At 70.9% G+C, this 1,164-nt stretch carries 1 protein-coding gene; it reads right to left on the bottom strand.

The features are described 5' to 3' along the window. Positions 1-104: 104 nt before the first annotated feature. The gene (locus AB1L88_RS26890; protein ID WP_367099805.1) at positions 105-1,079 is read right to left on the bottom strand and encodes an integron integrase; all 975 of its coding nucleotides are present in this window, start codon (positions 1,077-1,079) and stop codon (positions 105-107) included. Between the last annotated feature and the right edge of the window lie 85 nt (positions 1,080-1,164).

The raw sequence follows: 1,164 nt of genomic DNA, 5'->3' as shown, positions 1-1,164 counted from the left end.
CGAAGCGGAGCGTGCCCCGGAGGAAAAGGCCTCCGACACCGGGGCACGCTCCGCTTCGCCCCGGCCACCCGTCGCTTCAAGGGAAGGGGACATGGCGAGAGGGCTCAGCCGATGAGCAGGTCGATGGGGCTGCGGACGCCGAGGGGGCCGGACTGGAGGACGTGGGTGTAGATCATGGTGGTGCGGACGTCCTGGTGGCCGAGCAGTTCCTGGACGGTGCGGATGTCGGAGCCGGATTCGAGCAGGTGGGTGGCGAAGCTGTGGCGGAAGGTGTGGCAGGTGGCGGGCTTGGCGATGCCGGCGGCGCGGACGGCGTCCTTGACGGCGCGTTGCAGGGCTCGCTCGTCGGGGTGGTGGCGGCGGACGACCCCGGAGCGGGGGTCGACGGCGCGTCGGGAGGCGGGGAAGAGGTACTGCCAGCCGGGCTCGCGGTCGGCGGACGGGTACTTGCGGGCGAGGGCGTCGGGCAGGTAGACGCGACCGAAGCCCTCGGCCAGGTCGACGGCGTGGACGGAGCGGGCCTCGTCGATCTGCCGGGCGATCGGCTCGCGCAGGGCCTCGGGCAGCAGCGTGACGCGGTCCTTGCGCCCTTTGCCGTCGCGGACGAGGAGGTGACGCTGCTCGAAGTCGACGTCCTTGATCCGGAGCCGCAGGCACTCCATGAGCCTGAGCCCGGCGCCGTAGAGCAGGGCGGCCATCAGGCGGTGCGTGCCCGTGAGCCGGTCGAGCACGGCCCGGACCTCGTCGCGGCTGAGGACCACCGGCAGCCGCTCGGGCCGATCGGCGCGGACGACCGGGCCGATCGCCTCGTCGAGCGGCCTGCCGAGGACCTCGCGATAGAGGAACAGGAGGGCCGACAGCGCCTGGTTCTGGGTCGATGCCGCCACGCTCCCCTCGACGGCCAGGTGGGTGAGGAAGGCGCCGACCTCCGGCTCTCCCATCTCGATCGGGTGCCGCGTGCCGTGGAAGCGGATGAACCGCCGCGCCCAGTTCACATACGCGTGCTCGGTCCTGATGCTGTAATGCCTCGTCCGCACCGCCTCTCGGAGCTGATCCAGCAATTTCGGCTTCGCCGCCATTGTCCCGCCCTCTCGCCGGGTATTCCCGGAATCCGCTTGCAATCGCGATCACCGGCGATCAGAATGCGAGCAGGGTGGGATTATA

It is taken from the genome of Tautonia sp. JC769 (genome assembly GCF_040717455.1).
GTDB lineage: Bacteria > Planctomycetota > Planctomycetia > Isosphaerales > Isosphaeraceae > Tautonia.
This window is presented reverse-complemented; position numbering and strand designations above follow the sequence as displayed.